General features: G+C 60.1%; 16 protein-coding genes and 1 pseudogene. 7 read left to right on the top strand and 10 right to left on the bottom strand.

Annotated features, from left to right (window positions below; genetic code table 11):
* Positions 1–2: 2 nt before the first annotated feature.
* Positions 3–5150 (bottom strand): dermonecrotic toxin domain-containing protein, encoded by a 5148-nt coding sequence (locus tag AB4P94_RS23740; protein WP_395607747.1) that lies wholly within the window; start codon positions 5148–5150, stop codon positions 3–5.
* A 196-nt stretch (positions 5151–5346) separates the two neighbouring features.
* Here AB4P94_RS23740 and AB4P94_RS23735 point away from each other — a divergent pair, with 196 nt between their 5' ends.
* Positions 5347–6384 carry an Ldh family oxidoreductase gene (locus AB4P94_RS23735; protein WP_395607746.1) on the top strand — a complete coding sequence of 346 codons (1038 nt, stop codon included), beginning with the start codon at positions 5347–5349 and terminating at the stop codon, positions 6382–6384.
* A gap of 37 nt (positions 6385–6421) precedes the next feature.
* On the opposite strand, the gene AB4P94_RS23730 is transcribed toward AB4P94_RS23735, so the two are convergent.
* Positions 6422–6742, bottom strand: coding sequence for a YqjD family protein (locus AB4P94_RS23730; RefSeq protein WP_395607745.1), 321 nt, complete (start codon positions 6740–6742; stop codon positions 6422–6424).
* Between the two features lie 152 nt (positions 6743–6894).
* Here AB4P94_RS23730 and AB4P94_RS23725 point away from each other — a divergent pair, with 152 nt between their 5' ends.
* Both AB4P94_RS23725 and AB4P94_RS23720 read left to right on the top strand, forming a co-directional pair.
* Complete coding sequence (locus AB4P94_RS23725) at positions 6895–7149, top strand: hypothetical protein (RefSeq protein ID WP_016970832.1); 255 nt, start codon at positions 6895–6897, stop codon at positions 7147–7149.
* 163 nt (positions 7150–7312) lie between these two features.
* Positions 7313–8239 carry a carbon-nitrogen hydrolase family protein gene (locus AB4P94_RS23720; RefSeq protein WP_395607744.1) on the top strand — a complete coding sequence of 309 codons (927 nt, stop codon included), beginning with the start codon at positions 7313–7315 and terminating at the stop codon, positions 8237–8239.
* 109 nt (positions 8240–8348) lie between these two features.
* Here AB4P94_RS23720 and AB4P94_RS23715 read toward each other — a convergent pair whose 3' ends face one another.
* The 3 genes and pseudogenes from AB4P94_RS23715 to AB4P94_RS23705 form a co-directional block, all read right to left on the bottom strand.
* Positions 8349–8900 (bottom strand): GNAT family N-acetyltransferase, encoded by a 552-nt coding sequence (locus tag AB4P94_RS23715; protein ID WP_395607743.1) that lies wholly within the window; start codon positions 8898–8900, stop codon positions 8349–8351.
* A 5-nt stretch (positions 8901–8905) separates the two neighbouring features.
* The gene (locus AB4P94_RS23710; RefSeq protein WP_395607742.1) at positions 8906–9367 is read right to left on the bottom strand and encodes an LEA type 2 family protein; all 462 of its coding nucleotides are present in this window, start codon (positions 9365–9367) and stop codon (positions 8906–8908) included.
* 12 nt (positions 9368–9379) lie between these two features.
* Positions 9380–10805, bottom strand: a pseudogene (locus AB4P94_RS23705) (nucleobase:cation symporter-2 family protein).
* Between the two features lie 235 nt (positions 10806–11040).
* Here AB4P94_RS23705 and AB4P94_RS23700 point away from each other — a divergent pair.
* The gene (locus tag AB4P94_RS23700; protein WP_395607741.1) at positions 11041–12666 is read left to right on the top strand and encodes a methyl-accepting chemotaxis protein; all 1626 of its coding nucleotides are present in this window, start codon (positions 11041–11043) and stop codon (positions 12664–12666) included.
* Between the two features lie 133 nt (positions 12667–12799).
* Here the strand turns inward: AB4P94_RS23700 and AB4P94_RS23695 are convergent, their stop codons facing one another.
* From AB4P94_RS23695 to AB4P94_RS23675, 5 genes are read right to left on the bottom strand one after another with little or no spacing between them, the layout of a single operon-like run.
* Positions 12800–13777 (bottom strand): NAD(P)-dependent oxidoreductase, encoded by a 978-nt coding sequence (locus AB4P94_RS23695; protein WP_395607740.1) that lies wholly within the window; start codon positions 13775–13777, stop codon positions 12800–12802.
* A complete protein-coding gene (locus tag AB4P94_RS23690; protein ID WP_395607739.1) occupies positions 13774–15066 on the bottom strand; it encodes an MFS transporter in 1293 nt (430 codons plus the stop codon). The genes AB4P94_RS23695 and AB4P94_RS23690 overlap by 4 nt, the downstream gene beginning before the upstream one ends.
* A 48-nt stretch (positions 15067–15114) precedes the next feature.
* Positions 15115–16056: a sugar kinase gene (locus AB4P94_RS23685; protein ID WP_395607738.1), complete on the bottom strand. Its 942-nt coding sequence runs from the start codon at positions 16054–16056 to the stop codon at positions 15115–15117.
* Positions 16049–16831, bottom strand: a complete 783-nt coding sequence (locus AB4P94_RS23680; protein WP_395607737.1) for a sugar phosphate isomerase/epimerase family protein — start codon at positions 16829–16831, stop codon at positions 16049–16051. The genes AB4P94_RS23685 and AB4P94_RS23680 overlap by 8 nt, the downstream gene beginning before the upstream one ends.
* A 47-nt stretch (positions 16832–16878) precedes the next feature.
* Positions 16879–17904, bottom strand: a complete 1026-nt coding sequence (locus AB4P94_RS23675) for a LacI family DNA-binding transcriptional regulator (RefSeq protein ID WP_395607736.1) — start codon at positions 17902–17904, stop codon at positions 16879–16881.
* 648 nt (positions 17905–18552) lie between these two features.
* Between AB4P94_RS23675 and AB4P94_RS23670 the strand changes: the two genes are divergently transcribed.
* The 3 genes from AB4P94_RS23670 to AB4P94_RS23660 all read left to right on the top strand — a co-directional run bounded on the left by AB4P94_RS23670 (position 18553) and on the right by AB4P94_RS23660 (position 24078).
* Entirely contained in the window at positions 18553–19401 is an 849-nt protein-coding gene (locus AB4P94_RS23670; protein WP_395607735.1) for a hypothetical protein, read from the top strand.
* A 145-nt stretch (positions 19402–19546) separates the two neighbouring features.
* Positions 19547–21580 (top strand): hypothetical protein, encoded by a 2034-nt coding sequence (locus tag AB4P94_RS23665; RefSeq protein ID WP_395607734.1) that lies wholly within the window; start codon positions 19547–19549, stop codon positions 21578–21580.
* A 296-nt stretch (positions 21581–21876) separates the two neighbouring features.
* Positions 21877–24078: an autotransporter outer membrane beta-barrel domain-containing protein gene (locus AB4P94_RS23660; protein WP_395607733.1), complete on the top strand. Its 2202-nt coding sequence runs from the start codon at positions 21877–21879 to the stop codon at positions 24076–24078.

The raw sequence follows: 24078 nt of genomic DNA, 5'->3' as shown, positions 1-24078 counted from the left end.
GCTCAGGTAGCCCCCGGATCAAGCCTGCGCCCGACGTAGGTGATCAGATAGGCCACCGAATCGGCGTTGGCGAGAATCACGTCAAGCCGCCGATCCGGATCGGCCATGAACACGTTGCGGGCATCGGTGAGTGTCTGCGTACCGGTGAGGCTGAGCACCCGCGCACGGGCCGGGTCTTTAAGGTCTTGAAAGCCTCCCCACCAATCTTCCACCGTGAACAACTCGCGCAGGGGCGTCAGGTGCGAGAGCGTAGTGTTCTGCACCTCGTACAGGTCTGCATATTGAGGCGTGTTGGGGTCAAACAGGTCGAGAAACGGGCGCGCGCTGTCAAGGTAGGCGATGTTTTCGGTGTCTGACACAAGGTGGCTCATTTCATGAATCAAGGTGGCGGCGCGGGCATGTTCATCAATGTCAAACGGCACCCTGAGAGGAAAATTGGCGGGGTACAGGCGCGGGTGGAAGAACCGGTCGACCAGGTAGATTTTTCTCCTGACCTCGACAGGTATCACAAACGCCATGGACTCAACGAGCGTCTGGCGGTCGTGGCCGTAGACGAACCGGTCCGACCCGCGGTCCAGCAAGCTGTGCTCAAGCAACCCGCTGAGTACCTGGCTAACCGACCGGTCAATTTTAGCCAGTTGTTGCCCGCTCAAACGCGCAATGCCGAACATGTCGGCCAGGATACTGGCAACGCGGGGGTAGGGCGCCTGCCTGAACAGCACGAGGTTGCGCTGGCAGTTATGGGTGTAAAAAATGGCGACCCCCAACGCAGACTCGATGCAGTCATCAAAAAAACGCGACAGCTTACGAATGTTGATCCGCCCGCTCGCTTCAATATTGATCATGGCGTTGACCTCACGTTGTATTGGCGTATCGGCCCGATAGCGCGACAGAGCCGGCCCGTAGCGCACGTCATGTCGGCTCAGATCAAGCACCCACTGCCCCCGGGCATCGCGCTTGACGCAAGGCCCTGTGGCATCGGCAGCGCTCAAGCACCAGTGCTCGCCTTTTTGTATAACCCGATACACCTTGCCTGCCATCGGCACATAACCACGGCCACTCACGGCTTGCTGGTAAACGTGGCTGCCCGGGTCCTCCCTCAAGTCTGCCAGCGCTACGGCCACGTCCTCGAAGTGGCGCATTCTTGTGCGCGTCGGTTCGGTGATGTCCAGTGTGGTGACCGTGGTGGCCGATGGCATCGGTGTTGATTGCGCGGCCAGGTCATCCGGTTCGAGCGAATCATCCAGTTGTTGACGCAGCGAGGCCAGCCTGGCGAGCCCCTGGATAAACGTGCGCAGGCCTTCGCCGAACCGTTGTTCCTGCAGGTCCTCGGCGGAGGCTTCGAACAGCTTGAAGCTGCGCCACACCACCAACGGGTATTTAAGCTTGCCGGCGATAAACTGCAGGAGCACGGGGACACCTTTGCGCAAAAGGCTGGTCACGCCCTCCCACAGGCCCTTGCCATCCGGGTCGAATTGGCAGGCGAGCATCTTGATAAGCTGTTCGGCGTTGTCATAAAACATCCGCAGCAGCACATTTGCGCGGATGGGGTTTGAGGCCAGGCCGACCTTTTCGGCGTCTTCCTTGTGCTCGGGGGCTTCCTGGTGTTGCGGCTGTTGGAGGCGGTTGCGAAAGATCGCGCGGGCAGGGTCTTCCAGCTGACGCACGATCCAGTCCTGCAAGAGGCCTGTGGTGTGGAGGTCTTCCAGCAGTTTTTCCTCTGTCCCGTATTCCTTCAACGCGGGCAGCGGCGCGTAAGGGGCATAGAGAATCAGTGGCCCCACCGCTCCGGCACGCGGGCCTATCAGGTAAACACCAAGCACCTTCGCCGGCGTTGCGCCGGGGGTGGCCACCAGTTCCAGCGGGCGGATCATGGCCGTGGCGCCGTCGATTGCGTCCCGCGCCACGGCGTCCGGCATATCGAAAATCTGTTGGATAAAACCCCAGGCCGAGGCGCTCAGGCGCTCTTCGAGTTTCTCTTCGTGGGCGTAGCGCAGCAGTTGCCAGGGCAGTTGGCGGCAAAACAGCTCGCGCCGCTGGCGGGCATCGTCGGTGTCGGCTTTCAGGTGGGTTTCAAGCAGGCCACGGTAAGTGTTGCCGATATCCAGTTGACGTACGAGCTGCACCACTGCGCTGCCGTCCAGTGACGCGGGCAAGGGCGTGCCGTCGCGGGCGCTGGGTGTCAGTTGGTCGGGGAGCAGTTGGGGCAAATGGCGCAAGGCGAAGTCGGTCAGGCTCTGGGTATGCCCATTGAGGGCCACCCGCGCAGGAATCAGGATGTTCTCCGGGTTCAGCGCATCGTTCGGAAAACGCGCCTTGAGCAGGCGGGTCAGCGTGCCAGCCACCTGTTCACGCAACGTTGGCAGGCTATGCAGGTAATCCTGGTTATCCGAGGCGTTCAGGCGGTATTGCTCCAGCAGTTCGGCGTGCAGCAGTTGCTCGTTGGCTGACGCCATGCCCAGCCATGCCGGTAGCGCCTGCTGTTCAATCATGGCGTTCGCCAGGGTCTTGGCCCTGTCGATATTCGAGGGCGCCAGTAGTTGCATCTCTGCGTCCAGGTGGTCCTGCAGTTGTGTCGGTCCCAGTGGCAAGGTGAGCCAATAATCAATGGCGGCCAGATGATGGTCGAGGTTGCTGTATTGGCGGTTTTCCAGAAAGTGCCCGTCGATACGCTGCAGCGGCCCAAGGCGGTAGCGCTGATGCGGTGTACGCAGGTTGACGGGCAGGTTTTGCAGCAGGGCATTGCGGCGTACTGATCGCCTGAGGCGCTGTTCAAGGGCCGCATTCAAGGTGGTCAGCGAGGCGAAGGGCTCATGGCCACGCTGGGGCGTCCACAGCACCACATTGCCCGAGAGTGTGGGGTCGAGGCCGCCGCGTTCGGTCAGCACGAAACAGTTGGCCAGGGGTAGGCGCGTGGTGTCGTCGCCTTGGGTCAGCGTTAATGAAAAGGCATCCGGCAGGAAACCTTGCAGGCCATGGCGCTTGTCGCGGGTCATGCTGTCGGCGCGCAATACCGTGTCCAGAATGGCGTGATGATTCGGGCTCAGAGTGTTGTTGAGCCGCCGCAGCTGCGCCTCGCTGCGCAAACCGTGCATCAAGCTTTCCAGCATGCGCTCCCCGTGAAGGTTGAGGAACTGGCGTGGCAGCGTACGCACATCGTGTTCCACGAATTGAGTGGCGACTTGGGTGATAATGGCGTTGAACAGGTGGCTGTTGAGGCTGTTCCAGCTCAGGGCCGCACCGTCATGGCGAGGGCCGTAGAATCCAATTCTCGGTGTACTGCCGACCTCTGCGGTGGCGTTGGCCAAATGCGCGATAAAATGCTCCAGCATGTTTACCGATGACTCGGGCGGGCGCTCCTCTCGGTCCTGTGCCTCGGTGGGGTAGGTGTTGATGTACACGTCGCGGGCATCCAGGCCCAGGTGCCGGCTTTTCATCTCCCTGTTCAGGGCGCTCCTGGCCAGGCTACGCAGGGTTGGGTGCCCGGCCCGCTGCGCCACCAGAATGTCTTCGTCGGCTTGCAGGGCGGTCAGTTGCAGTTTGGCGCGCTCGGCCTGCACGGTAGAGGGGCGGCCATTGCCGCTGCTGACCGGGTGCAGGCTCCAGCGCCCGGCGGCGTCCAGATCCAGCAGGCGGCTGTCGAGCATGTGGCGTATGTCCAGGGCGCAGTCGAGCAGCGCAGTGAGGTTCACGGCGCCCTCGCTGCGGCGAAACAGCGTGAGCGCGTGCTCCAGGTTGCTCAGTTGTTTTTCCTGAATGGCGTTGACCATCTCCCCGAACACACTGCCTTCAACCGACTGCCCGCTGACCTGAACGCCGCGCATGGCGAGGTACAGCCTGCGCTCGTCCAGTGACAGGAAGTTCAACAGCTCATCCTGGTGCCCGGCGGCCTTGAGCATGCTCAACAAGGTGTCGTTCAGGTCTTCAACGTCCTTGAGCACCTGCAGGCCGCGCGATTGGGTGTAGAGGTAAGCGTGCCGGTCACTGATCAGCAACGTGGCGGCCAGCTCCACATAATGTTGATAAGGGGCGTGAATGTTGACTTTTTCAATGCGCAAGGCCTGGTGCCACGCGCTGCGTGACGCCTGGTCAGGCAGGAAAACAGCGAGCAAGCTGTGAGCTTCTTCTGATGAAAGAATCTCGCTTTCGCTCTGGCGCTTGAACAACAGGTCAGCGCGAAACTTGTCGCTCATCACCTGAGTGAACAGGTCCATACGCGAATATTCCGGGCGTGATGGGCTCTGGCCGATGGGTTCATGCCACCAGGTCAACAGCAGGGCCTTGAGTAATTTGGACAGAACCCCCGCAGCTTGCTGCACGAGGTTTTCCCAGTGTTCGGCAGGTTGCTGAAGGCGGGTCCCGGAAAGCCCGCGGCTGTCATACCGGGGGTGAGTGAAAGTGCGTGTGCGGTCCGCCGGCCAGGCCTGATTTACGTAGTACTCCAACAGGGTTTCGTTCAGGGATGCCGACGCCACCCAGTGCGGCAGTGCGTCGCCGTCCGTCGCCGCCAGGAAGCTGTTGACCCGCGTGTCCTTGAGCGTGAGGTTGTGGAAGTGGGGGAGTACCGCGCCGAGACTTTCGAGCGCCGCGTCCAGCAACTCGGGCAAGGCAGGGGTGGTGCGCAGTTGCGCCAGCAGGTGCTGTACATCCTGGGCATGATGGGCCTTGATGGTGTTTTCTTGCTCCTCAAACACGCCGTGTTCAACCGTGGCGGTGCCCAGGGTGAACGGGCTCTTGTGATTGAACTCATTGCGCTGTGCCAGGGGTAAAAAACGCACTAAATCCATGTGCTGCGCGGGGTCTTGTAAACGTTGTGTGAGCGCCGCCAGGCAATCGCCGCGATGATCGAAGACTTCAATGCCCCCGTAAGGGGTGTACAGCACGGCTTTTTTTTCCTCCGGGCTTGAACTCATCATGAAGGCACCGGCCAGCGGCGTCGCAGGCTTGCCTGACCTTTGCACGATCAACGTTTCGATGAGCATCGGCGCATCGCGGTCTTGGCGGCCACGATGGCTGGCGGTGTAAACCGTGCCCAGCCAGTTCACGTCCTTGAGGGTCAACCCCAGTGCGCGCTCCCGGTCGGTCGGGTGTTTGCGGGTGATCGGCCGCAGGTACTCATCAAAAAAATACGGTGGATTTACGCTTGCCATGCACGGCTCTCTGTCTGGGCTGGAGTGAGGCGTGGCAGGTTAGGTGGCGGCGAGGGTGCTCGGGCGGTAGATAGCTGCCGCAAAAAAACACCGGGCACGCAAACGACGATTGACAGCAGGCGCCGGGCGCGTTGTTTAATCACAGGCTTGAGTCACCCGTCTTGTCGCCCCTTCCAATCATAATTCGGAGCTGCAGATGTCTATGCCGTCAGAGGTCGTTGAGGATTCCAGTGTCACGGTGAGTTTGAGTGAACTGGTGGCGTTGTTGCACCAGGTGTTTGTGCGCCATGGCACCTCGCCCGAGGTGGCCGCCATCCTTGCCCGCAATTGCGCCAGCGCCGAGCGCGACGGTGCCCACAGCCATGGCATTTTCCGCATACCCGGTTACATCAGCACCCTGGCCAGCGGCTGGGTGAATGGCAAAGCGGTGCCGGTGGTGACGGATGTAGCCTCAGGCTTTGTGCGGGTCGACGCCTGCAACGGCTTTGCCCAACCGGCCCTGGAGGCGGCGCGCGCCTTGCTGGTGGAAAAAGCCCGCAGCGCCGGTATTGCCTTGCTGGCAATCCATAACTCCCATCATTTCGCCGCCTTGTGGCCGGACGTCGAACCCTTTGCTGAAGAGGGGCTGGTGGCCCTGAGTGTGGTCAACAGCATGACCTGTGTGGTGCCCCATGGCGCCGACCGGCCGCTGTTCGGCACCAACCCCATCGCCTTTGCCGCCCCGCGCGCCGACGGCTCGCCTATCGTATTCGACCTGGCGACCAGCGCCATCGCCCACGGTGACGTGCAAATCGCCGCGCGCAAGGGCGAACGCCTGCCGCCGGGCATGGGGGTGGACAGCCTGGGGCAACCGACCCAGGATCCCAAAGCCATTCTGGAAGGTGGCGCGCTGCTGCCGTTCGGCGGGCACAAGGGGTCGGCGCTGTCAATGATGGTCGAGCTGCTGGCTGCGGCGTTGACGGGCGGAAACTTTTCCTTTGAGTTCAATTGGGCGGACCACCCGGGCGCACGTACGCCCTGGACAGGTCAGTTGCTGATCCTGATAGACCCCAGCAAAACGGCCGGGCAAAGCTTTGCCGAGCGCAGCCAGGAACTGGTGCGGCAGATGCATGCGGCGGGGTTGCGGCGTTTGCCGGGGGATCGTCGCCATCGCACGCGGGCGAAGTCGGAGCAGGAAGGGATTGTGATCGGTGCGCAGGATCGGGCGCAGCTTCAGGCACTGGCCAACGGCTAGTTGGAAAGGGCTGCGCCAGCAGCGCAGCCCCCGTGCATCAGTTACGACGGCCCAGCAGCAGGCCGACCACCAGGCCGAAGCCTGCGGAAATCGCCACGGTCTGCCACGGGTGGCCACCGATATAGGTTTCGGTGGCGTCTACCACCGGCTTGCTGCGTTCACGCACACTGGACACCGAATCCAGCGCTTGCTTGAGTTTGATCGCAACTTGCTCACGCAGGGTTTCGCCTTCCTCGCCTACCAGTGCTGCGCTGCTTTTGAGCAGTTTGTCCGATTCTTCAATCAACGCCGTCAGTTCACTGAAGGCTTGATCCTTGATTTGTTCTTCGACGGCTTGGGCGGCAGATTTGCGGGCCATTGTGTGACTCCTTGCAGGTGAATGTGACAGTGAACAATGGAGTATCGGGCAGCGCCAAAAGTTGCAGTTTTTTTGCCGGGGGCAAAAACCGGATCAGGAAACAGCGGCCTAGCGTGTAAGATGTCACCTATTTGTGCAGCAGGTAATTCAACATGAGCTTCAATCTCGCCAACAAGACCCTCGCCGAACGCGCCGAGCTGGAAGATGAAAAGTCCCGCCTCTACGACCTGTGGCAAACCAACCTGGGCAAGGCCAAGGGCGAGGCGGCGCGACTGTTCGGCGAGCGCGCCAAGCGCAAGGGCAAGTGGGCCGAGTGGGTCCGCGCCGAGCTGGATGGCATGACGCCGCCGGAGTTCTCGAACATGGTGCGCAGCGAAGTCAACAAGCTCATGGCGGCGGCGAAGTAACACTCGCCACCATCGCCTCGCGCACCTTTTGCAGCGTTTGAGCAGGTTCAAGGCCAACCTGGGCGATATTCATTTGGCTTATATCATTTAGAACTGAATCGATCTTTATTCACGCGTGTGGCTGGCCGGAGAATGAGCACCCTCATTTTCAGGAGTAAGCGTGATGGCGGTTTCGACAGTAGCAGCGTTGCAAATCGGCTCTCTGCCGGGTGGCAAGGCTGAAACCCTGGCGCAGATTCTGGCTTATGAAGACCAAATCCTGCGCAGTGGTGCGCAATTGGTGGTGATGCCCGAGGCGTTGTTAGGCGGCTATCCCAAGGGCGAGGCATTCGGCACGCAGTTGGGCTATCGCCTGCCGGAAGGCCGTGAAGCCTTTGCGCGCTATTTTGCCAATGCCATTGATGTGCCCGGTGCCGAAACGCAGGCGCTGGCCGGGTTGTCCTCTCGCACCGGCGCCAGCCTGGTGCTGGGCGTGATCGAGCGCAGTGGCAGCACCTTGTATTGCACCGTGCTGTACTTCGAACCGGCGGGCGGCCTGGTGGCCAAGCACCGCAAACTGATGCCCACCGGCACCGAACGGCTGATCTGGGGCAAGGGCGATGGCTCGACCTTGCCGGTGATCGACACGGCGGTGGGGCGCATCGGCGGCGCGGTGTGCTGGGAAAACATGATGCCGTTGCTGCGCACCGCGATGTACGCCAAGGGCGTTGAGGTATGGTGCGCGCCCACGGTGGATGAGCGCGAGATTTGGCAGGTCAGCATGCGCCATGTGGCTCACGAAGGCCGTTGCTTTGTGGTCAGCGCGTGCCAGGTGCAGGCGTCTCCCGAGGCGTTGGGTGTGGAGGTTGCCAACTGGCCAGCCGAACGCCCCTTGATTGCCGGTGGCAGCCTGATCATCGGCCCCATGGGCGACATCCTCGCCGGGCCATTGCTGGGTGAAGCCGGGTTGCTGACGGCGCAGATTGATACCGACGAACTGGTGCGTGCGCGGTATGACTACGACGTGGTGGGGCATTACGCGCGGCCGGATGTGTTTGAGTTGACGGTGGATGAACGGGCTAAACCGGGTGTGCGCTACATCACTGACTAAAACACAATCAAACTGTGGGAGCTGGCTTGCCTGCGATAGCGGTGTGTCAGCTTGGCCATCCTTGACTGACACACCGCTATCGCAGGCAAGCCAGCTCCCACAGTTGATCTCATGGTTTGTGAGATTTGGATTCCAACCACTCTTCCCGGGTAATTTCCCAGATATCCCGTGGGAAGTCGCCTCCCACAAAGTGACCTTCTTGCGTCCTGATCAAGCGCATCCCCGTGCGCTCGGAGATCCGCCGCGAGCCCTGGTTGGGCGCCGCCTTGGGCGCACGCAGCACAGGACGCTTGAGCACCTCAAACCAGTAATCGGTCACCGCCGCGCTGGCTTCGCCCATCAAACCCTGGCCTTGCCATTGCGGGCCCAGCCAGAAGCTACGGTTATCGTCCTGCTCGTCCATCAGGCAGATACTGCCGATCAATTGTTCCGGTGCGCTTTTGAGGCGGATCGACCAGTGCCAATGCTCGCCGCGCGCCATGGCCGGCAAGGCGACCTGTTCCAGATAAGTGCGAGCGCCGTCCGCCGGGTAGGGCCAGGGCACCTCGGCGTTGAGGTAGCGCACCACGTCCCAGTGCGCGAATTGCTGCTGGGTTCCCTCGGCGTCGTCCAGGGTCAGCGGGCGCAGAATCAATCGTTCAGTGAATAAGGTCGGTTGCATGGTGTTCACCAGGTCGCCGTATTTGGCAGGTCCAGCGTACCCCGGTCCACAAAGCGCATCGTGCCGAACAGCCCACCCGCCAGCTTGCCGCGCAGGGTGTAGGGCAGGTTGTTCAGGCTTTGGGTCTGGCTCAGGCCGAGGGTTTGGCGCAACACGGAAAACGCCGAAACGCTGACCGGCACGGTCAGCACGGTCTCGGAAAAACGCGGGATGGAACCGGCCTGGTCACTCACCCCGGACGCCAGCGGCCGGCCATTGACCTCCAGGTCCAGGGCTACACCACTGTAGTCGATCGCCGTTTCATTGGGGTTTTGCACCCGCAGCTTCACGGCAAAACGCACTTCCAGGTCCTGGCTCTGCAGCGGTTCGATACCGACCACGTTGATGTTGACCGGGTCACGGTTGGGGAACAGCGCGCAGGCGCTCAAGGTCAGCAGCAGTAGCGATAGAACCATGAGCTTGCGCATTGAAAGTTGCTCCTATTTCGTGACGTCCGGGTCCTGCATCACTTTGAGGGTAGAGGACTCTGGATCAAATTCATCTTCTTCCAGCTCTATGAACTCTTCCGGCAGGAAAATGTTCAGCAGGATTGCACAGAACGCGCCCACAGTGATCGGCGATTCAAAGATGTTGTGCAACGCTTTGGGCAGCTCGCGCAGCACTTCCGGCACGGCGGCGACGCCCAGGCCCATGCCTAAGGAGATGGCCACGATCAGCACGTTACGGCGGTGCAGCCCGGCTTCGGCCAGAATCTTGATACCCGCCACGGCCACGGTGCCGAACATGATCAGGGTGGCGCCGCCCAATACCGGCTTGGGCATCAGTTGCAGCACCGCGCCGATCATGGGGAACAGCCCCAGCAGCACCAGCAGGCCGGCGATGAAGTACGCCACGTAGCGGCTGGCCACGCCGGTCAATTGGATCACGCCGTTGTTCTGGGCGAAGGTCACCATCGGCAAACTGTTGAAGGTCGCGGCCATGGCCGAGTTGAGGCCGTCGGCCAGCAAGCCTGATTTGATGCGTTTGATGTACAGCGGGCCTTTGACCGGCTGCTGGGAAATCATCGAGTTGGCGGTCAGGTCACCGGCCGCTTCCAGGGGCGAAATCAGGAAGATCACCGCCACCGGGATAAACGCCACCCAGTCGAACGAGAAACCGTATTTGAACGGCACCGGCACGCTGATCAACGGCACCTGGGGCAGGGCGGCCAGGTCTACGCGGCCCATGAACCACCACGACAAAGCCCAGGGTCAGGCCGATCACAATCGAGCCCAGGCGCAGGAACGGGTTACTGAAGCGGTTGAGCACCACAATCGTCAGCAACACCAGCGCCGCCAGGCCCAGATTGCTCGCGGCGCCCAAATCTTTCGCGCCAAAGCCGCCCGCCATGTCGGTGACCGCCACCTTGATCAGCGACAAACCCATCAAGGTAATGATGGTGCCGGTGACCACCGGGGTAATCAGCTTGCGCAATTTGCCGATGAACTGGCTGAGCACCACTTCGATGAAGGCCGCGAAAAAGCAGATGCCAAAGATCGTCGAGAGGATTTCATCGGTGCCGCCACCCCGGGCCTTGACCATGAACCCGGCGCTGAGAATCACGCTGATAAACGAAAAGCTGGTGCCCTGCAGGCACAGCAGGCCGGAGCCGATCGGCCCGAACTTGCGCGCCTGCACAAAGGTGCCCAGGCCCGACACGAACAGCGCCATGCTCACCAGATACGGCACTTCGCTTTCCAGGCCCAGCACGCCGCCGACGATCAGGGTGGGCGTGATGATGCCGACAAAACTCGCCAGCACATGCTGCAGCGCGGCAAAGATCGCCGCCGTGAAGTGCGGGCGGTCTTCCAGGCCGTAGATCAGGTCGGATTTATAGCGGGGGCGAGGAGCTTGAGCGTCAGACACAATGCGGGCCCGGGTCAGAAAATGGAGGCGCAGGATGCCAGAAACTGCCGGTCGTCAGAAGTGTAAAAAAATATTTATGGACGCCCTGCGCAAAACCTCCGGCGCTGCCGATACCTCGTATAGGCCCACATTCCAACCATAAAAGTGGTGGCCAAAGGTCAGAGCGGCGCGTTGACGCCGACTGATCGTTTCGCGGCAGGGACGCTCGCAAACACTATTTCTGAGAGCATCCCCTATGTCCCTGCGTCAGCTGAATATTGCCCCACGAGCGTTTCTCGGTTTCGCGTTCATCGCGTTGTTAGTGGTGTTGCTGGGGGTGTTTGCGGTCAACCGCATGACGCAGATCCGCCAGTCGTCGGTGGACATGAGCGCCACGCAGCTACCCAGCGTCACGTACTTGGGCAATATCACGGAAAACGTTCTGCGCCTGCGCATTCTGTCGTTTCGCGTGTTGGTCAACCGCGAGCCGGCAGGCCTGCAAGAAGCTGAAACCCGCATGGGTGTGCTGACTGAAAAAGTCAAAACCGCCCAAACCGGTTACGCGGCGTTGCCTGCCGGCACGGAGGAAGCAGCGCTGTACAAGACCTTCGTCAGCACGCTGGACAATTACCTCAAGGCGCAGGCCGAGATGCTGGCCTTGTCCAAACAGAACAAGATCGATGAGATGCGTGCCCTGATCAATACGCGCATCAAGGACGGCACCGACCAGATGGGCGAGCAACTGAACAAGTTGATCGCGATCAATGCGGCCGACGCCAAGGACGCCGACAGCGAAGCCGGGGCCAGCTATCAGGGCGCGATTACCGGTGTGATTGTGTTCGCCGTCGCCGCCGCCTTGCTCACCGTGCTGCTCGCTTGGCTGCTGACCCGCAGCATCGTAGCGCCGCTGCGCAAAGCCGTGGAAGTGGCCGAAACCATTGCCGGCGGCAACCTCAGCAAAACCATCGAGGACGACGGCAAGGACGAACCCGCGCGATTGCTCGGTGCCCTGGCCGCGATGCAAGCCAACCTGCGCCAGACCATCCAGCACATTGCCGGCTCGGCCACGCAGTTGGCCTCTGCCGCCGAGGAATTGAGCGCAGTCACCGAAGAAGCCTCCAAAGGCCTGCAGCAACAGAACAACGAAATCGATCAGGCCGCCACGGCGGTCAATGAAATGACAGCGGCGGTGGAAGAAGTGGCGCGCAATGCAGTGTCCACCTCCGAGGCGTCCAGCCAGTCGAACCAGGCCGCGCGTGAAGGGCGCGACCGGGTGGTGGAAACCGTCGGCGCGATCCAGACCATGACCCAGGATGTACAGAACACCGCCGTGCTGATTGAGGGCCTGGCCTCCCAGGGTCGCGACATCGGCAAGGTGCTGGATGTGATCCGCGCCATTGCCGAGCAGACCAACCTGCTGGCGCTCAACGCGGCGATTGAGGCGGCGCGGGCCGGTGAAGCCGGGCGTGGCTTTGCGGTGGTGGCGGATGAAGTGCGGGCACTGGCCCATCGCACGGCGCAATCGACCCAGGAAATCGAAAAAATGGTGGCCGGCATCCAGAACGGCACCGGCGAAGCGGTGCAGTCGATGCAGCAAAGCAATCAGCGCACGCACAACACCCTGGAAATGGCACGTGCCGCCGGCGTGGCGCTGGAGCAGATCACCCAGTCCATCAGCTTGATCAACGAGCGTAACCTGGTGATCGCCAGCGCCTCGGAAGAGCAGGCCCAGGTGTCCCGTGAGGTGGACCGCAATTTGGTGAACATCCGCGACCTGGCGACCCAATCGGCTGCTGGCGCCAACCAGACCAGCGCGGCCAGCCATGAGCTGTCGCGCCTGGCGGTGGATTTGAATGGGATGGTGGCCAGGTTTGTTATTTAATTTGAAACGCGGTTAAAAAATGTGGGAGCGGGCTTGCTCGCGAAGGCGGTGTGTCAGTTGACAGATGTTTTGACTGAACCACTGCATTCGCGAGCAAGCCCGCTCCCACATTTGTTTTGGGTTGTGTCAGAAGCTACGGCTTCCAGGCGGACGAATTGACCAGGTTTTTCGGCTTTTCCCCGGCCAATGCCTGCAACAGATTATCCACCGCACACCGGGCCATTGCTTCGCGCGTTTCGTGAGTCGCCGAGCCGATGTGCGGTGTGGCCACCACATTGTTCAGGCGCAATAACGGCGAGTCATGATTCAACGGCTCGCGCTCAAACACATCCAGCCCCGCCGCCTTGATTGTGCGTTGCTGCAAGGCCTCGACCAGCGCCGCTTCGTCCACCACCTTGCCGCGCGAAATGTTGATGAAGATCGTCTCTGCGCCCATCAGCGCAAACTCTTCAGCGCCAATCAACTGCTCGGTTTCCGCGGTCAGCGGCAGTGTCAGGCAAATAAAATCGGCTTCCTTGAGCAATTGCTCCAGGCTGCGGTACTGCGCGCCAAAACGTTTTTCAACCGCTGGCTTGGGCGAGTGGCTGTGGTAGATCACCGGCATGCCAAAACCAAAATGCCCGCGCTGGGCCAGGGCTTCGCCGATGCGGCCCATGCCGATGATGCCCAGGGTTTTGCCGTGCACGTCGGTGCCGAAGTGCGCCGGGCCGATGTTTTTGCTCCACTGGCCGGCGCGCACCATGTCGGCGAGTTCCACCACACGCCGGGCGGTGGCCAGGATCAGGGCGAAGCCGGTGTCGGCGGTGGTTTCGGTGAGCACGTCCGGGGTGTTGCTGAGCAGAATGCCGTGCGCGGTCAGGTAGTCGATGTCGTAATTGTCGACCCCCACCGAGACGCTGGCCACGGCTTCCAATTTGGGCGCCAGGTCGAGCAGTGTGGCGTCCAGGCGCAGGCTGGCGCCCAGCAGGCCGTGGGCGCTGGGCAGCGCGTCGCGCAGTTTGGCCAGGCCGGTGTCATCCAGCGCTTCGATCAGGCTGACGTCGGCGTGTTCATGCAAGCGGGCCATCAAGGGTGCGGAGAGCTTTTTGTAAAGTACGACAGACTTCTTCATGAGGTTTTTACCTTCAACTCCAGGGTTGGCACCCGCACGCGATCACTGGCGCCGGGCTTGAGGAAAATCGTCAGTACCACCGACAGCAGCAGCGCGCCGCTCATCAGCAGGTACGAAGCGCCGGGCGAGCCGGTGCTGCTATTGAGGTAACCCACCAGCCAGGAGCCGCCGAACGAGCCGAGGGCGCCCATGCTGTTGATCAGCGCCATGGCGCCGCCGGCCACGTTGGCCGGCAAAATTTCCGGCACGATGGCAAAAAACGGCCCGTAAGGCGCGTACATGCAGGCCCCGGCGATCACCAGCAGGCTGTAGGACCACCAGAAATGTTCGGCGCCCAGCACGTAGGACGCATAAAAGGCGATGGAGGCAATCAGCAGCGGCGGCCACACAAAGCGTTTGCGCTTTTGCAGCTTGTCCGAGCCCCACGACACCGCCAGCATGCCGATCACCGCCGCCAGGTACGGCAAGGCCGAGAGCCAGCCGGCTTCGACCATGTCCATCTGTAAACCGGCCTTGAGGATCGACGGCAGCCACAGCACAAAGCCGTACACACCGATGCTCCAGCAGAAAAACTGCAACGCCAGGATGATCACCTTGGGTGAGCGGAAGGCCTCGGCGTAGTTCTTCACCGCCTTGATCCCGACTTGCTCGGCGGCCAGCGCGCTTTCCAGGTCGTGCTTTTCGCTGTCACTCAACCACTTGGCATTCGCCGGTTTTTCATCCGCCAGCTTCCACCAGATAAACGCCCAGATCACCGCCGGCAGGCCTTCGATGATAAACATCCAGCGCCAGCTGAAGTGCTGCACCAGGTAGCCCGAGACCACCGACATCCACAACATGGTCACCGGGTTGCCGAGGATCAGGAAAGTATTGGCCCGCGAGCGTTCGGCGCGGGTGAACCAGTGGCACAGGTACACCAGCATCGCCGGCATCACCGCGGCTTCGACCACGCCGAGCATGAAGCGGATAGCGATCAGCATGTAGGCGTTGGACACCACGCCGGTCAGGGTGGCCAGGCCACCCCACAGGATCAGGCTGACAAAAATCAGCTTTTTGACACTGCGCTTCTGCGCATAAATCGCCCCCGGCACCTGGAAGAAAAAGTAACCGAGGAAAAACAATGCACCCAGCAGCGACGACATGCCGGGGGTGATCATCAGGTCTTCGGCCATGCCGGAGGCAGCGGCAAAACCATAGTTGGCGCGGTCGAGGTAGGCCAGGCTGTAGGTGATAAACACGATGGGCATGATGTACCACCAACGGCGGGTGGCGAGTTTCAGCGTTTGCATGGGGTGGCTCCTGAGCTTGTTGTAGTTGTGGCAACAGGTAGGGGTGGGTCAGGCAACGGATCGGGTGGGCAGCTGTGCACGGGTGGGCAGGCCTTCCATGTCGCCACGGCTCTGTACGGCACGGCTGCCGATCCAGTTGCCGCGCTGTACCGCTTCGGGAAAGCTGAGGTTTTCCAGCAAGGCGCTGACCATGCCCACGGCAAAGCCGTCGCCGGCGCCCACGGTGTCCACTACCTTTTCCACCGACACCGCGGCGATGAAGCCCTGGTCCATGTGGGTGCGGTAATAGGCGCCGTCTGCGCCGAGCTTGATGGCCACGGCTTCGGCGCCCTGGTCCAGGTAAAACGCGGCAATGTCCGCCGGGTCATCGAAGCCGGTCAGCAGGCGACCTTCGCCCAGGCCCGGCAACACCCAGTCGGCCAATGCCGCGAGGGCGTTGATTTCGCGGATCATCTGCGCTTCGCTGGCCCACAGCGCGGGGCGCAGGTTGGGGTCGAACGAAATGCTGCGCCCGGCCTTGCGCATGTGTGTCATCAGCTCGATGGACAGTTCACGGGTGGCCTCGGACAACGCCGGCGGAATGCCGGTGGCATGCAGGTGCCGCGCCTCTAACAGTGCGGGGCTGATGGCTGCGACCGACAAGTGACTGGCGGCCGAGCCTTTGCGGAAATATTCCACTTGAGGGTCGGCGCCGGCCTCTTCGCGGGATTTGAACTGAAAGCCGGTGGGGTGCAGCGGGTCGACCGCTACATGGCGGCAATCGAGGCCTTCGCGTTTCAGCGTATCGACCACAAACCGCCCCAGTGAGTCATTGCCTACACGGCTCAGCCAGGCCACCTTGAACCCCAGGCGCGACAAGCCGATGGCGACATTGCTGTCGGCCCCGGCAATACGCTTGTGAAACTGCGCCACCTGGGCCAGGTCACCGGTCTGCTCGGCGACAAACATCGCCATGGTTTCACCAAACGACAGAATATCGATCTCAGACATGGGCATTCTCCACACGGGGCTGGCCAAGAAGGGCGAGGGCGGCGACCTGTTGCGCGGTGACCGCGAGCAGGTCATCGCCCTGCAACGGAAACTCCACGGCCCGGGTAATACCTTGAGTCATATGTTTGAGCAGTTGTTCCCACAGATGCAGGTCGGTGGCGCCCGGCGGCAGCGCCACCAGCTTGCCGTCCGCCCGGCGCGCCACGGCCTTGCAATGCAGGTAATCCACATGGCGCCCCAACAGGCGTGCGGCGGTGAGGGCGGACTGGTCTTGCCACTGCCAGTTGCCGATGTCGAACGTCATCTTCACCGGCAGGCCCAGGCGCTCGACTTCACTGAAAAACCGCTGCATCGGCTCGATGCGCCCGCCGTGCAGGGTCTGGTCGTTTTCCACCAGCAATTTGACCGGGTGGCGGCTGAGCAGGGCGTGCAGGCTTTGCAGGTCATTCGTATCGGTGAAGTAGCCGAGGGACACTTTCAGCCAGCGTGAACCGAATGCGCGTGCGCGATCCAGTGTGGCACCCAACTCGGCGTTGGGTTGTGCGCGCCCGGCCACCCACAGCTCCAGTGGCGAGGAGAACACCGACTCAAGGCCATGTTTGTCGGCGGCACGCGCCAGGAGGGTGGGTTGCTCGGTGGTCAGCAGCTCCTCACGCCATTCGATGCGTTGCGCGCCGGCAGCGCTGAGCAACTCGACAAAACTCAGTTGACCCTGCTTTCGAACCAGGTCGGCGCCGTAGCTGGAAAGGCTGATGGAGACGGGGTATTTATGCATTGTTGTGTACCTCTGAAACCGGTTTCATTTTTTCACGCAAAGAATCATTAAAGTGGGAGCTGGCTCCCACAGGTTGAGCCGCGAACAATCAGTTGCGGCAGGAAATCCAGGGTGCGCGTCGGCGCGTCGTCACCGCGCAAGCGTTTGAGCAGGCAGTCGAAGGCGCTGGCGCCAATGGCTTCGGTGGGTTGGGCGAGGGCGGTGATGCCGCTGCCGACCAAGGGGTACCAATCGAGGTCGTCAAGCGCGATCAGACCGATGTCTTCGAACAGGTTGCAACCCAGATTTTTCAGGGCTCGCGTACAGGCCAGTGCGGCAATGCCATTGGCGCAGAACAACGCCTTGGGACCCGACTTGGCAACAAAGACCTTGAGGTTATCTTCCAGCCCGTCGCCCAGCTCCAGCACGGCACCGGTCATTTGCGTGCGGCTGGCCATTTCGGCCTTGAAACTCTGCTGGCGTTCCAGGCGTGAACTGGTGCCATCGTTGGCTTCACTCACCATCAGCACCTCGCGGTAGCCCTGTTGTTGCAGGTGCTCCACGGCAACGCGCACGGCAGCGGGGTTGTCCAGCCCCACCAGGTCGCTGTGCAACGGCTCGATTTTGCGGTCCACCAGCACCAGCGGCATTTCCCGCTGCAATTCCAGCAGCTCGTCAAGGTGATGGCCGAGGGTATTCACGATCAGCCCTTCGATGTTGTACGCACGCAGCGCTGCCAGATGCTGGCGCTCCTGCTCGTCATCGCGGTCGGTGTTGCACACCACCAGGCTGTAGCCGTGCTGGCGGCAGGCGGTTTCGACGCCGTGCATCACGGCAATGGAATAGGGGTTGCGGATATCGGCCACCAGCATGCCGATCAGGCGCGTACGGCCACGCTTCAAGCCGCGGGCCATCTGGTTGGGGCGATAGCCGAGATCGTTGATGGCCTGCTCGATGCGCAGCGCAATGGCGTCGGAGAGCAGGGCGCGGTCATCGCCGATAAAGCGCGACACGCTGGCCTTGGACACGCCGGCGCGCTCGGCCACATCGAGCATGGTCACGCGGCTGCGCTGGGCGGCGGAAAATGAAGTCACGGTGGCGGGCCTTTCTTATTGGATTTAATGGTTTTGGGCATGCAGCTGAAACCGGTTTCATGAAATGCCAGTTGCCCTGTTTGCGTCAAGGAAAATTTAGAAAACGGCGGCGGCTGGATAGCGCAGAAAACGACGAATGGTCAACTCGACCTGTTAGTAATGACAGTATCCGGCGCGGGGCTTTAGGCGTTTAATTTTTCTAACAGCGAGCCGGTGACGCAGTTCCATCCTGGCTCGGCGCGGTAACACTTATTCTGAGGCCGGAATATGACTGGCATAACACCAACCACTCCTGCTGCAGCCGGTGTCGGCGTTTTAGCTGACATTCCAGCGCTAGCCCCCTTTACGATTGTCGGTGTCAATACCACCGACGGCAGGGGTGTGGTTCGCCAACCCTTATTACTGGCTCCGCTGGTGCTTCGGGTTCCCGCATGGGATTTACCGAGGGCAGGTGAACCCGCGCATACGCTCAGGGTTTTTTGGCTTAGCCACGATGGCCAAAGGTTGCTCGCCACACGAACAGTAACGGCCCCCCCGCCAGCGCCTGAGGCTTTCTACGAGGTCAGAATCGAACTGCCTGACTTGCGCAGTGCAACGCGCATCGCGCAGGTGTGGTACACCGTCGAGACAGAGGGCGGTTCGAACAGCATGCAACCGAGCATCCCGCTTCTGCTTGATTTCGACCCCCCCAGGCTGCTGCGGCCAACGGATGTTCTGAGGTTTGTCGTACCGCCGGTACCTGCGGTCAATGCGCAGTACCTGTTGGACAACCCACAGGTGAAGCTCTACCTCCCGGTCTATAACATTGAGGCACCCTTTGACGAGTGCGAGCTCTTTGTTTCCAACTCGCCCAACACACCACCTGGCCCGGCGTCTGGACGTTCGTTGGTGGATTTCAGTACCACGCCCAGAACAGTGTCGCTGGATGCTGCCGCCTTTCGCACGCTGAACGATGGCACTGCGTACATTTTCTTCAGGCTTTTTGACGAGACCGGTAACTTCATGGCGACATGGAGTGTCGGCCTGCCGTTTACAGTAAGTCTGGGTGCGACGATACCGACTCCCGTGGCTACGCTGCCGGCACCTGTGGTGCAGCACAGTTTAAGAAATGGCTACCTGACCTGCAGTTCAACACCCACGGTAATGACGGGCGTTCGCTGGTTAATAGCGGCCCATAGCGACATACGCGTGAATGATCAAGTCAGGTGTGTCTGGCAAGGGTTTGACAAGAATAACTGGGCGGAGCCTAACGCGAACGTTGTATTCAGACAAACGTTGACCTGGGGGCAGGCGAATATAACAACTGGCGCAGTGGTGAATGTCGATTCCTTTAATCAAACGTTGTTTCCTTTGCGCAATTTTGCCTCGGCCACCTTCACTTATGAAGTGTGGCGAGGGGGTGTGAAAGTTGCCGATTCATTGCCCGGGCGTGTGCGGGTTGATTTGAATTATTCCAGTAAGTGTTATTGCACACCGCTCGGAATAATTTGTGAGTGATTAATATTTTTGAAGAACTTTTGGTGCTCCAGGTCGAGCGTCGCAGTTCTTCTGTCAGGCGTGTAAAAGTTCGTGGCTGGCGTGAGCGTGTTCGGTCAGCGAAGCAGGTAGTTATTCTTATTGTGTAACTAGTCGGAGCAAGATAATGGACAGAACCAACAGAGATATTATTGATAGTTTCGTGTCGAAGCAAACCACGGATTATACGCCTGAACGGCTTCTATCCGGCAAGTTTGACGGTGAAGTTTCCGGCTATCCCGGGTTGTTGGCGCGGCCTGCTGCAAAGAGTCAAGAAGTAACGTTTCGTTTTCCTGTCTGGGATAATGCCAGTACTAATTCGGCTGAGCCAGATACTGTGACGTTCCAGTTGCGCGAATATCGCCCAGTTAGCTCTTTCAAGGATGCCGCTGAAGAGGATCTGTTCTTCGAAACCAGTGGCAGAAGTTATTCAGTGCCTGCCTCCAATGTTACCACTTCTTTTGAGATGCGCATTCCGGAAGCCTACCTTCCCAATGGTTTGTGGTTGTACAGGTGCAAGGTGTTTGTCGCAGACTCGGGCGCCGAAAACCGCTCAATCGCGGCGATGGTGCTCATTGACGAGAAACCCCCCTTTGACGATAGCGGGCTTCCACCACCCGCACCGACACTGCCTGCGGGAACGCCACCGCTTAGTCTTGCCTATATCCAGTCCCTGCCAAATCAGACATTGAATCTTGATGTTGCGTATACCGCAGCGGACGGGCTCAGCCCTGGCGATTCCTTTTCGGTTTTTGTCGGGACTTCCGGCAACCCTGTCGTCTTTCCAGGCGGAGTGACAAAACTGCCGCTCGACCCCGCCCAGCCAACCCAAATTCAAGTACCGTTGAGCGCACTCACGGCTATAACGAATGGGAACTATGACATCAGCTATATCGCGTATGACGTGGTTGGAAACCCCTCTCTGCAGTCATACCGGTTACCGCTGCCGTATACCGGGGCGGCGCCAGTGCCAACCGGCTTTCAGCCATTGGTGGTCTTGTTGGCTGAGGCTGACGGCATGATCCATCAAGCCGACGTGGATACTAACAACGGTTTGCGCGTGAGGCTGCCCCCTTACACAAACCCTGTACGTCCGTCAGATTCGATTACGGTCACCCTGAATTCGATCCACGCTTCAATACCGCTGACCGTGCCGGTAGGCGCTACCGGGTTTCCTGACTTTCAGTTCACCTCAGCCAACATGTTGACACTCTATGGTGGGGGCCCCGGCAACGTTCCGGTAACGGCGACTTACACGGTGAATAGCGGGGGCACCAATTACCCGACGCCACCACTGAGCACGCCATTCAATCTGAACCTCACCCGTGTAGGGCCGGACCTGATCACAGACCTGCGTCCCGTGGTGGTCGAGGCGGTTCGCCCTGGCAATACCTTCGGGCCTGCCGACCATCTGGAAGTGGATGACATCAACAGAGATGGACGGTTTAGAATCCCGCTGTGGACAACGGCCGTATTGCCTGCAAATCAACTCCCGTTCAGATTGACGGTGGACTACGGCGGCCGCTTGTATTCGACGGATGTGACGAGCATTCCCGCCAACGGGGAGGTCATCATTCCTCTTCCGTTTGCTGACATCCTGGCAATCGGCGGTCCAACTGTGCCGGTCAGTTACACCGTCAGCCGCCCAAACAACCCTAACACGGCGACTACACCTACCCACTTGGTCACGGTCGAGTCTGCGATCATGCGGATGGACCGGCCGGTTGTACAGAATACGACGGAGCCAAATAAAATCGCCAACTGCGATAGCATGAGACCTGTTAATACCGGCACACTGCAGGTGTTTATTCCTGGCTCCATTTATTTGGTGCCAGGTGGGGATTTCACCGTGCTGTATACCGGGTTCCAGAACAATACCACTACAGCACCGAGTGTCATCGCCTTAACGGTTAATTTGAAGGTGCCGCCTGGAAATGCGAGCACTCTCGGATTTATGGTGGACTTGGGTACGGCGCTGGAACTGTATAACCCGGTCAACGCCACTCGTGCCTTTCTGAGTGCGGGTTCTGCAACAGTGTCGACCAGCGTGCAGTTCCAGGGCCAGACGGTAAGCTCGCTTAACGAAACTATTCGTGTCAGAGGTCACCGGCCGGGTAATGGCAGGTCGTACTTCTGTAACGGCCCGGAAATACCTGCATAAACAAGAGTGTCAGTGTGTTGCCAAAGAGGGGTAGGACCCTCTTTGGCTTCATCGGATGTATCCGTTAAAAATTTCACGGTTGGCTGAATTTACGTATCGATACTTGGGATAAGTCCTACAGATTTGTGGTGTGCGCTAACTGATGATGGCGCCGCTTGATTGGTGGGGGGTCACGAGATTTAGAACCCTTCCTGATCGTTTCGTGAAGGCACTAGAGGTTCATTAATATGTCGGCAGTATTCGATTTCAAACCAACACCTTTGAGCATTGCATTAACGGCTCAAGCAGTCTCGTTATTGTTTCTGATTTCACCCAATGCCCAGGCAATCACTCAGGTGACGGTGCCCAACACGGCAATCTCCTCCTCGACCGTACTGGATGACTACGCGATATTTGCGGGGGCGAGCCTGACTGCTACGGGTGCCGCCACCAAACAGATTCAAATGGATAACTCCGGCCTGACGCTTCAGGCAAACAGTGTCGCGCAGGACATCAGTGCCCGCCGGCAATCGACTGTCGTGGTTGATCGCTCACGGGTGACGGCTCGCCCGGCTATAGCGCAAGCCATTTTTGCCACAGGCGCCAGCAGTGTATTAATCACCAATAACAGTACCGTGACCAATGCCAACGGCTTTGGTGTGGCGGTCTCGCGCACTTCGAGCGGTACCGATGGTTCATCCGTCACGGTTAAAGACAGCAGTGTGGTGGGTTCAACCCGTGGCATCAATGCTGGCGGCTACGGCACCGTGACGCTGGACAATGCCCGTGTCGAGGCCACCAGTGCTACGGGTATGGGCTTGGTATTGCTCAACGCCGATGCGGCGGCGAGAAACAACAGCCGGATCATCGGTGGTGTCAACGGCGTAAACATGCGTACGGACGCCAACCTGACGCGTACCAATTCCTTGATTCTGGATAACTCAGTGGTGCAGGGCAGAACCGGGGCCGCCATTCTGGTGAACCCGCCGCTTGCCAGTACCACCCATGCCGACATCCAGGTGCTCAACGGCTCGCAACTGCTCAGCGGCAATGGTGTTTTGCTTCAGGTCGCCAACAATTCCACGGCCAACATGAATGTCGACAACAGCACCTTGGTCGGTAACGTGAGCATTGACGCTGGCAGTACGGGCACGGTGCAACTCAACAACAATGCCGTGCTGACCGGCCAACTGCTCAATGTTAAACAACTGGATGCCAACACCGGCGGCGAGTGGCGGCTGATCGGCGACAGCCAGGTCGGTGCGTTGCGCATGGCCGGCGGCTCGGTGGCTTTTGGTGCCCCGAACCAGTATCTGCAACTGAACACCAACAGTCTGGCCGGCAGCGGCACCTTTAAAATGCACACCAACTTCAACACCGGTGAGACCGACCTGTTGAACGTCAATGGCAACGCCGAAGGCAACCACCAACTGCTGATCGGCGCCAGTGGCTCGGAGTTGGCCACCGGTGACGCGATCAAGGTGGTGCACACTGAAAGTGGCGGTGCCAAATTCGGCCTGGTGGGTGATACCGTCGATGTCGGCGCGTTCGAGTATGGTCTCAAGCAGGAAGGCACTGACTGGTACCTGGATACCGAGAAACAAGGCACCAGTACCAGCGCCAAGGCAGTACTGGCATTGGCCAACGCCGCTGCGCCGGTGTTGATCGGTGAATCGCGGATACTGCGCACGCGCCAGGGCGAAGTGCGTTTTGGCGAAGGCAAGAGCCAAGGCTTCTGGATGCTTGGCCACGCTAACAAGATTGACGTGGCGGCCAACAGCAATGGCGTCGGTTACTCGCAGAACCAGAACGGTTTCGCGCTGGGTTTCGACAATGCAGTAACTGAGGAATGGACGGTTGGCGTGCTGGGTGGTTACAGCAACTCCAAGTTGGGCCTGAGCCGTGGCAGCAGCGGGATGGTCAACAGTTACTACGCCGGTGTTTATGGTATCTGGCAGGACGACAGCGGTGTGTATGTCGACGTGGGTACCAAGTACAACCGCTTGAACGGCCAAAGCCAGGTCAATATGAGCGATGGCCAACGCGCCAAAGGCAAATACACGCAGGACGCGGTCAGTGGTTGGGTTGATGTGGGCCGCAAAATGGCGCTCAACGATGAAGGCGCTTACATCGAACCGTTCGCCAAGCTGGACACTGCGGTGATTGGCGGCTCCAACTACACCATGGACAACGGCCTGAAGGCCAAGACCGACCGCGCGTTCTCGGCTATCGGCAAGGTGGGCGTGACGCTGGGTAACGATATCCAGCTCGACAGCGGCGCCAAAATCCAACCGTTCGTGCGTGTTGCGGCGGCCCGTGATTTCAGCCCGGACAACAACGTTTATATCAACGACCAGAAGTTCAAAAACAACCTGTCGGGCGCCAGCATCGAAGGTACGGTGGGTATGGCGGTTGCGCTGTCCTCAACCTTCAGCATGCATGCCGAACTCAGCCATGGCAAAGGCAAGGCGTATGACACACCGTACAGTGGCACTGTCGGTGTGCAGTGGGCCTTCTAA

The sequence above is a fragment of the Pseudomonas sp. B22129 genome, from assembly GCF_044218875.1.
Taxonomy (GTDB): domain Bacteria; phylum Pseudomonadota; class Gammaproteobacteria; order Pseudomonadales; family Pseudomonadaceae; genus Aquipseudomonas.
Note: the sequence above shows the minus strand (reverse complement) of the source record. Positions and strands in the feature narration are given on the sequence as shown.

Bases quoted from the DNA above. Each gene is read 5' to 3' on its own strand.
- AB4P94_RS23740 (WP_395607747.1), bottom strand. From the start codon at position 5,150: ATGGCAAGCGTAAATCCACCGTATTTTTTTGATGAGTACCTGCGGCCG.
- AB4P94_RS23735 (WP_395607746.1), top strand. From the start codon at position 5,347: ATGTCTATGCCGTCAGAGGTCGTTGAGGATTCCAGTGTCACGGTGAGT.
- AB4P94_RS23730 (WP_395607745.1), bottom strand. From the start codon at position 6,742: ATGGCCCGCAAATCTGCCGCCCAAGCCGTCGAAGAACAAATCAAGGAT.
- AB4P94_RS23725 (WP_016970832.1), top strand. From the start codon at position 6,895: ATGAGCTTCAATCTCGCCAACAAGACCCTCGCCGAACGCGCCGAGCTG.
- AB4P94_RS23720 (WP_395607744.1), top strand. From the start codon at position 7,313: ATGGCGGTTTCGACAGTAGCAGCGTTGCAAATCGGCTCTCTGCCGGGT.
- AB4P94_RS23715 (WP_395607743.1), bottom strand. From the start codon at position 8,900: ATGCAACCGACCTTATTCACTGAACGATTGATTCTGCGCCCGCTGACC.
- AB4P94_RS23710 (WP_395607742.1), bottom strand. From the start codon at position 9,367: ATGCGCAAGCTCATGGTTCTATCGCTACTGCTGCTGACCTTGAGCGCC.
- AB4P94_RS23700 (WP_395607741.1), top strand. From the start codon at position 11,041: ATGTCCCTGCGTCAGCTGAATATTGCCCCACGAGCGTTTCTCGGTTTC.
- AB4P94_RS23695 (WP_395607740.1), bottom strand. From the start codon at position 13,777: ATGAAGAAGTCTGTCGTACTTTACAAAAAGCTCTCCGCACCCTTGATG.
- AB4P94_RS23690 (WP_395607739.1), bottom strand. From the start codon at position 15,066: ATGCAAACGCTGAAACTCGCCACCCGCCGTTGGTGGTACATCATGCCC.
- AB4P94_RS23685 (WP_395607738.1), bottom strand. From the start codon at position 16,056: ATGTCTGAGATCGATATTCTGTCGTTTGGTGAAACCATGGCGATGTTT.
- AB4P94_RS23680 (WP_395607737.1), bottom strand. From the start codon at position 16,831: ATGCATAAATACCCCGTCTCCATCAGCCTTTCCAGCTACGGCGCCGAC.
- AB4P94_RS23670 (WP_395607735.1), top strand. From the start codon at position 18,553: ATGCAACCGAGCATCCCGCTTCTGCTTGATTTCGACCCCCCCAGGCTG.
- AB4P94_RS23665 (WP_395607734.1), top strand. From the start codon at position 19,547: ATGGACAGAACCAACAGAGATATTATTGATAGTTTCGTGTCGAAGCAA.